Consider the following 7,919-nt stretch of genomic DNA (forward strand, 5'->3'; position numbering starts at 1 on the left):
TACAAGGAGCGCCAGACTGGCTAAAAATCAAAGCACAGTCCCATGCTAAGCGACTGTGCTGATATCAGTGTAACAAACACAACAAGGCAAAAATGTTACAAGTGTTTGATCCTACGCTTCACTTCTTCTTGCTTACCATGGTTGAACGGTCTGGCATCGGGACTGCCTAAGTAACCACACACACGGCGCGTAACAGACACTCGACTTGGCTCATGGTTGCCGCATTTAGGGCAAGTAAATCCTTTACTAGTACAGCTAAATTCGCCGGTAAAACCACAATCATAACATTCGTCAATCGGCGTGTTAGTACCGTAGTAAGGTACACGGCTATAGCTGTAATCCCAGACATTTTCGAGCGCTTCGATATTGTGCTGCATATTAGGATATTCGCCGTAGCAAATAAAACCACCATTGGCGATGGCGGGATATGGCTGCTCAAAATCGATTTTATCGTAAGGATTCACGTGCTTTTCCACATCTAAATGGAAGCTATTGGTGTAATAGCCCTTATCGGTTACACCCGCAACCACACCAAACTGGCGCGCATCGAGCTTACAAAAACGACTGCAGAGACTCTCACTTGGGGTGCTATAAAGGCTGAATCCATAACCCGTTTCGGCCTTCCATGCGTCGGTAGCCGCTTTAAGGTGCGCAACAATCGCCACCGCTTTTTCACGAAGCTTAGCATCATCAAACACATGGGTTTCAGTGCCATAGAGCGCATTAATGGTTTCATGTAAACCGATATAACCTAATGAAATCGATGCCCGACCATTTTTAAAGATTTGGGCGATATCATCATCGGCACGCAAGCGCACGCCACAGGCACCTTCCATATACAAAATCGGCGCAACTCTGGCTTTCACTCCGTTTAACCGTTCGATACGCGTATCTAATGCGCGGCGGGCAAGTAATAGCCGCTCATCCAGAATACGGTAGAACTCAGCCTCATCGCCATTCGCTTCTAGCGCAACACGTGGCAAGTTTAAGCTAACAACGCCAAGGTTATTGCGCCCTTCATGGACGAGTTCACCATTTTCTTTATAGGAACCTAAAAAGCTGCGGCAACCCATAGGGGTTTTAAACGACCCCGTCACTTTTTCCACTTGCTCATAGTTCAAAATATCTGGATACATGCGCATACTGGCGCATTTAAGGGCCATTTGTTTTACATCGTAATTGCAATCGCCGACTTTGTGGTTAATACCATCACGGATGGCAAACACCAATTTAGGGAACACCGCTGTTTTACGATTTTTACCTAACCCCGCCATGCGTACTTTCAGCATCGATTGTTGAATTAAACGCGACTCCCACGAAGTACCTAGACCGAAACCAAAGGTCACAAACGGGGTTTGTCCATTAGCGGTATGTAAGGTATTCACCTCATATTCAAGGGATTGGAAAGCATCGTGGCATTCTTTTTCAGTCTGAGCAGTGGCATAGGCTTTAGCATCTTTAATCTGCCAGTTCAGTGCCACTTGATAATGTTTGTCATAACTCTTGGCCACAAAAGGCGCTAACACTTCATCAATACGATTAATCGTGGTGCCGCCATAGATATGGCTTGCCACTTGGGCAATAATTTGCGCCGTCACGGCCGTAGCGGTAGAGATCGATTTTGGGGTCTCAATTTCGGCGTTGCCCATCTTAAAGCCATGGGTCAACATGCCCGCCAAATCAATCAACATACAGTTAAACATCGGGAAAAAGGGCGAGTAATCAAGATCGTGATAGTGGATCTCACCGATTTCGTGCGCAGCCACCACATCCTTAGGCAGAATATGGCTCTTGGCATAATGTTTAGCCACGATGCCCGCCAGCAGATCCCGTTGAGTTGGGATCACTTTAGAGTCTTTATTGGCGTTTTCATTTAACAGTGCGGCATTGCTCTGCTCGACTAAACCACGGATTTCAAGATTGAGCTTACTGGTAGCATCGCGGCAAATGTCTCTGTCGTGACGATATTCAATGTAGACCCGTGCCAATGATTTATGAGGGCCTTCCATCAATAGGTTTTCAACCGCATCCTGTAGATGGTGGATTTCAACTTCTGCCATATTCGCCACTCGTTCTCTCACACAAGCGGCTACCGTCGCGGCATAATCTGCGTCCTCTATCCCAACCGAGTTTGCAGCAGCGACCACTGCATCTCTTATCCTTGTTTCATCAAAAGGTGTGCGGCAACCATCCCGCTTGATCACGACTGGCATTGTTTAATTCCTCTCCATCCCGATTAAAATTAACACTATATATAGTGATTAAATAATCTATCAACACAATATGTAGGCAATTAAGCGGCATCGACACCTAAAATTCCATGATCCAGATCATGATTTATCGGATGGATAAAAAGAACAAATAAGAACTGCTGCCAAACCCAATGATCTCAGTTTTAGGCCTTGACCTTGATGCTAAAGCAAGATAGTAGACACAGGAAATGGCGCTAATAATGACAAAAGACTTTGACCCAGAAGCCAAAGTCTATTGTTTTTGAAAGAATATTGTAAATAAGACTAGCGCTTAGCTAAGGCAAGATAACTGCTCAATTGTCCCAACGCCGATTGCTGCATCCCCATGGATGAAGCCACCTGCATCGTTGATTTAAGTCCCTGCCATAACTGTTTTTGACTATCGCTCATGGTGGGGTTGCTATTCAAATAATCCGTTAATTGACCAAACACTTTAGTCGCCTTTTGTGCCAGCACTGGCGACTGGGCATCATCCATGTTTTTTAACACATTTTTAGCATCTACTAACGTGTTGATCATCGGGCTATTAGGCGATTTTTCAGCCAAAGACTTTAGCTCATCATCGATAAAATCCTGCAAAGACTGCTTATTGGTACTTTGGCTTGGCAAACTAATGCCGTTTTGCGAGAGCCGTTCCACCTGTGCATCGGAAAGAATACCGTCTTTTTGTAACCGCGAGACTAAAGCGGGTATCTCAGCCACGCTAAATTTGCCATCAGCAAAAAAATCTTTCGACATGGCCTGAATTTTTTGTGCTCGCAGTGCCCGTGGTGACAGCGCTATCTCGTCACTCGGTTTAGTATCAACCTTAGGGGGTTCTTTGGCTGAGGAGTTTGACTCCGTACTCGATTCAGTTTTACCTGTCTCCGTCTTTTTGCTATTCAGGCCATAAGCTTCAGCGGCACTGCTACGATTTAGATTAAGGGCATTTAAAAGAGAATTCATCGTCAATAATTCGGCGTCTAATACTGATTAATGGTTTTAAAGCAAAAACTAAGCCAATCAAGCAGTAAGTAGTGTCATATCGTAATTAACAGATAAATTCATCCTGACATTTTTAGCCTTTCCAGATCGCAGCTTCAATTAAATGTGCCACTTTTGCCACGGCAGCTTCACCTGCTGCAATGGCTTCAGCTGCTCGGTGGAACTCCATGGTGCCGATATTCGCGACTTCGGGTACAACACAGATATCGGGAGGGTCACCCATTAAACGCGCCCGTTTATGCCGCTGCTCTAAAATACTCATCGACTGGGACATCACCGCAATCATACCGGGATTAGATTTAGTCCCTAGGGAAAACTTATCGGTTAAGCTACCGACATATTCTCGCCCGCGGGCGAATAAATCCATAAAACCCGTTTCTTGGCGCGCGGGCATTTGGGTTTCATCTTTAGATGCCCGATGGCTGGTCATATTAACGGGTAAAACTTGTAATCGACCGGTATGAAAACCTTGTAAATCAACGGCAATGACAATATCTACCCCCATAGCACGGCTCACCGAAACGGGGACAGGATTAACAACTGCACCATCCACCAACCAACGCTCACCTTGACGGACAGGCGCTAATATCCCAGGCATAGAGCAAGAGGCCCGTACGGCTTGGCGTAAATCACCATGGCGAAACCAGATTTCCTGACCTGAATACAGATCCGTAGCAATGGCCGCAAAGGGACGCTCTAAATCCTCGATATTGATATCACCAATCCGCGATTGCAGCACATCGAATACTTTTTCGCCGCCAATTAGCCCACCTTTACGCCAACGAATATCCATCAGTCCCAACACATCCCAACTAGAGAAGCTGCGCACCCACTCTTCAAGTTCCGCTAAATGATTATGGGCATAAGCAGCGCCAACAAGGGCGCCGATTGAGCATCCAGCGACCTTATCGGGTTTAATTCCCATGGCGGCAAGCCCATTGAGTACGCCAATATGCGCCCAACCTTTGGCTGCACCACTGCCTAAGGCAATACCGATCGTCGGAGTTGTCCCCTTACTCATAATAAATTCCCTTAATAAATCGATGATTTAAAGAAGCGCTATGACGTGAAAAAGCTAAATTCCAGCCAAAGTGTTGTCAATCATTAGACAACATAAACCGTTACGCTAGCCAGTCATTAGATACATTTATATGGTTTACGCTCGGCCTTATCCCCTTGGGCAGAGAGTAACCACATCGTCGCTTGATATCCTGTAAGTTCATAGCCAATTTGGCTAAACATAGCACTCGGGGCAAATATCGAGCGTGACACAAGCCAAGCAAATAAGTGGCTATTTAGATGATTACGCAAGATTATGCCCAATCAAGATAGCTGACCATAGTGATTTAGCGCTATAATCTGCCCTCACTCAGATTTAGGGGATATACCTTTGCAGTTTACTGATTTTTCTCTGGACCAGCGTCTGTTACAAAGCTTAAAGCATATGGGGATTGCAACCCCAACCGCCATCCAGGAACAAGCATTACCTATCGCATTGGCAGGTAAAGATTTAATGGCATCATCAAAGACTGGGTCAGGTAAGACCTTGGCATTTTTGCTGCCCGCATTGCAAAGGGTTATCTCCACCCGCGCCCTCAGTAAGCGCGACCCTAGAGTATTAATTTTATTACCGACCCGCGAATTAGCCCATCAGGTGTACAGTCAGTTACGCTTATTGGTGGCCAATACCCAATATAAAGCGATTAGTGTATTGGGCGGTGAAAACTTTAACGATCAGGCTAAAGCGCTGGCAAAAGAGCCGCATTTTATTGTTGCAACACCAGGGCGAATCGCTGATCACTTAGAACAAAAAAACTTATTCCTCAATGGATTAGAGTTGTTAGTTTTGGACGAAGCCGACCGTATGTTGGATTTAGGCTTTGCGCCACAGTTAAAAGCTATCAACGAGGCGGCCGATCATAAACGTCGTCAGACCTTAATGTTTTCAGCAACCTTAGATCATAGTGAAATCAATGAGATTGCGGCGGCATTACTTAAAAATCCATTACATGTGGCAATAGGCACGGCCCACAGTGAACATCAGGATATTTCGCAGCGAATTTATCTGTGTGATCATTTAGATCATAAAGAAGCCCTACTCAGTCGTTTACTGACGGATGAATCGCACAAGCAAGTGATTATTTTTACCGCCACCCGTGCCGATACAGAGCGGTTAGCCGCTAAGCTCTCGGCTCAAGGTTTTGCAACCGCCGCCTTAAGTGGCGAGTTAAAACAAACGGCACGTAACCAGATCATGGACCAATTTGCCCGTGGTCAGCAGCAAATATTGGTGACCACAGATGTGGCATCCCGTGGTTTAGACTTACTGAATGTATCCTTAGTCATTAACTTCGATATGCCCAAATTTGCCGAAGAATATGTTCATCGCATTGGCCGCACTGGCCGCGCGGGCGCCAAAGGTGACGCAATCTCCTTAGTTGGTCCTAAGGATTGGGATAACTTTAAAAAAGTACAACTTTTTTTAAGAAAAACCTTCGAAATCAGTGTAATTAAAGGGCTCGAAGCTAAATTTAGTGGTCTAAAAGAAAAGCCAAAGTCCGTCGCGACTAAAGGTGTAGTAAAGGCAAACACCAAAGCCAAATCTAAACCTAAGTCGCACCTTGTTAAAGCAGCGCCATCCCGTGATAAACGCTTTATCACGGGTGTTGATGTCGGTGATGCGCCAATGCGCAAAAAACCTGTGGCACAACTGCTACAAGATAATGACGACGAGATCTAAAAATAACGCAGAAGATAGCTCAAGTCCGTGAAACTTGAGCGCTCAAAATGAGTGACTCGCTGGAGCGATTCTTCCGGCGATACATAAGTAATTTGAAATAGTTAAAGGTGTAACATGCGAATTTGTGGTGTTGAATTAAAAGGTGGCGAAGCCATCATCAGTCTGCTCAGTTACGAAGGTGAAACCTTCAACGTACCCAGCTGCCGTAAAGTGTCTTTTAGCATTGCACAGTCGGCATCGACGGAGGCAATTCGTGAGTTTCATTTTGCTTTCCATAAGTTGATGGAAGATTACAAGATCGATGAAATTGTCATTATTGAGCGTGAGCAAAAAGGCAAACTGGCAGGTTCTGCTACTAGCTTCAAACTCGAAGCCGCAATTCAATTAGGCGAGCTGCCTGTAACCTTGCTATCTCCAGTGGCGATCAAGGAACAAAATAAGCGCAATCCACCTCAGGTAGACTTTGATAGCTTAGATCTGAAACGCTTCCAACAACCCGCCTTTGAGGCTGCCTACGCTCAGCAAAATCGCCATATTTTTGGTAAAGCTTAAGTGCTCTTGCTTGGCGCTATCACTTAGCGCCAAGCCTCTTACATGTCGCAAGCATCATGCAAAACCTAAAATATGTCAGTGGTTATAGCCTAGATATCCAACGCCAAGTTGAACAGCTTTTACAAAGTGGCAAGCTTGGGGAAGTATTGCTTCGCCGTCATCCGCACATTCATCATATCCGCAGCGATAAAGCCCTCTACGACTATACCCAAGGGATAAAAAATCAGTTTTTACGCCAATCCTCTCCCCTATCGAAAGTGATCTTTGATGACAAAATTAGCATGAGTCATCATGCACTTGGCTTACATTCCTACGTATCTAGAGTGCAAGGTAACAAAATCAAAGCGAAGAATGAAATTCGTATATCTTCTCGCTTAAAACGTGTACCTGAACCTTTGTTACGAATGGTAGTGGTGCACGAACTCGCCCACCTAAAAGAGAAGGATCACAATAAAGCTTTTTATAATCTGTGTACTTATATGGAACCAGATTACCACCAATTTGAATTTGATCTGCGCTTACTGCTGACCTGTATTGATGCCAATCAATCCCCTTATATCGCGCACTCAATAGACTCAGTTTGAGTACTTATTTTTATTGACCCAAGAGTTGACTGATAATAGTTTTCATTTAGAATAGTCATGTATTATCTGTCACGTACTTAGGCTGTATGAAAACGCAAAATATTGGTAGAAAGCTAGAAAAATGGTGTAAGAAACAAGCCAAGAAACTGCAAAAGCAACAGGCAACATTATCCTATGCGGCATCAGTTAACTATGCTGCAAAATCATCTTTCTCAGCGGAACCAATAAAACAGACGACTGCGGCCAAAAGTAAAAAAGCACAACGCAAGCACTTAAATCAATTATTGGCTGAGTATATTACCAAACAACACATTCAAGATCTTGATAAAGCAGCCCGTAAGCAGCAATTAAAATTAGCCAAAGCGCATTTTAATGCCGCAAATGATGCACAATTTTTATCCTTTGCAGCCATCAAACGTATTTCCCCCTTACCGACAGAGCGAAGCTTTGCACTTCGTCCTTATAAAAAGTCTCCCTGTGGAGGATGTCCTGCATTAAAGGGGCGTCTATGTAAATGTGCGTTAAAAGCGATGCAGAAACGCCAGGCAAGTTAATATTGTTTATCGATCTTGATTAAATAAATTTGAAGATATCTCAAAGTAAGAGTGGTTAGATATTTTCTGCTAGCTATCTTCGCTATTCACACGTCATTCAATCAATACCTGTACGCTCACTAAAGCCTAAAGTGGCTCGATTTATTATTTTAAATACCGATAACAAGGGCGAAATTTAATCAAATTTAAGCAAGCAGTCTTATCCAAGCATATGCAGCTAAACAACAAACCCAACAAAAAGCCTGACAAATAC

Annotated in this window: 8 protein-coding genes; 4 read left to right on the plus strand and 4 right to left on the minus strand. The window is 44.3% G+C overall.

What is annotated here, in order from left to right; genetic code table 11:
• Positions 1–95: 95 nt before the first annotated feature.
• The 4 genes from nrdD to SHEWPOL2_RS22860 form a co-directional block, all read right to left on the minus strand.
• The gene (gene nrdD, locus SHEWPOL2_RS06950; RefSeq protein ID WP_037427295.1) at positions 96–2,213 is read right to left on the minus strand and encodes an anaerobic ribonucleoside-triphosphate reductase; all 2,118 of its coding nucleotides are present in this window, start codon (positions 2,211–2,213) and stop codon (positions 96–98) included.
• A gap of 303 nt (positions 2,214–2,516) precedes the next feature.
• Positions 2,517–3,197, minus strand: a complete 681-nt coding sequence (locus tag SHEWPOL2_RS06955; RefSeq protein ID WP_037427297.1) for a hypothetical protein — start codon at positions 3,195–3,197, stop codon at positions 2,517–2,519.
• Between the two features lie 112 nt (positions 3,198–3,309).
• Positions 3,310–4,257 (minus strand): patatin-like phospholipase RssA, encoded by a 948-nt coding sequence (gene rssA / locus SHEWPOL2_RS06960; RefSeq protein WP_037427298.1) that lies wholly within the window; start codon positions 4,255–4,257, stop codon positions 3,310–3,312.
• A 116-nt stretch (positions 4,258–4,373) separates the two neighbouring features.
• Complete coding sequence (locus tag SHEWPOL2_RS22860) at positions 4,374–4,547, minus strand: hypothetical protein (protein ID WP_156312309.1); 174 nt, start codon at positions 4,545–4,547, stop codon at positions 4,374–4,376.
• Positions 4,548–4,626: 79 nt separating this feature from the next.
• On the opposite strand from SHEWPOL2_RS22860, the gene SHEWPOL2_RS06965 reads away from it, so the two are divergent.
• The 4 genes from SHEWPOL2_RS06965 (at position 4,627) to SHEWPOL2_RS06980 (ending at position 7,666) form a co-directional block, all read left to right on the plus strand.
• A complete protein-coding gene (locus tag SHEWPOL2_RS06965; protein ID WP_037427300.1) occupies positions 4,627–5,976 on the plus strand; it encodes a DEAD/DEAH box helicase in 1,350 nt (449 codons plus the stop codon).
• A gap of 114 nt (positions 5,977–6,090) precedes the next feature.
• Positions 6,091–6,528, plus strand: a complete 438-nt coding sequence (locus SHEWPOL2_RS06970) for a DUF3010 family protein (protein ID WP_037419582.1) — start codon at positions 6,091–6,093, stop codon at positions 6,526–6,528.
• Between the two features lie 56 nt (positions 6,529–6,584).
• Complete coding sequence (locus SHEWPOL2_RS06975; protein ID WP_037427302.1) at positions 6,585–7,112, plus strand: M48 family metallopeptidase; 528 nt, start codon at positions 6,585–6,587, stop codon at positions 7,110–7,112.
• Positions 7,113–7,198: 86 nt separating this feature from the next.
• Positions 7,199–7,666, plus strand: coding sequence for a hypothetical protein (locus SHEWPOL2_RS06980; RefSeq protein WP_037427304.1), 468 nt, complete (start codon positions 7,199–7,201; stop codon positions 7,664–7,666).
• Positions 7,667–7,919: the final 253 nt, after the last annotated feature.

The organism is Shewanella sp. POL2, assembly GCF_000282755.1.
In the GTDB taxonomy this organism is placed as follows: Bacteria; Pseudomonadota; Gammaproteobacteria; order Enterobacterales; family Shewanellaceae; genus Shewanella; species Shewanella xiamenensis.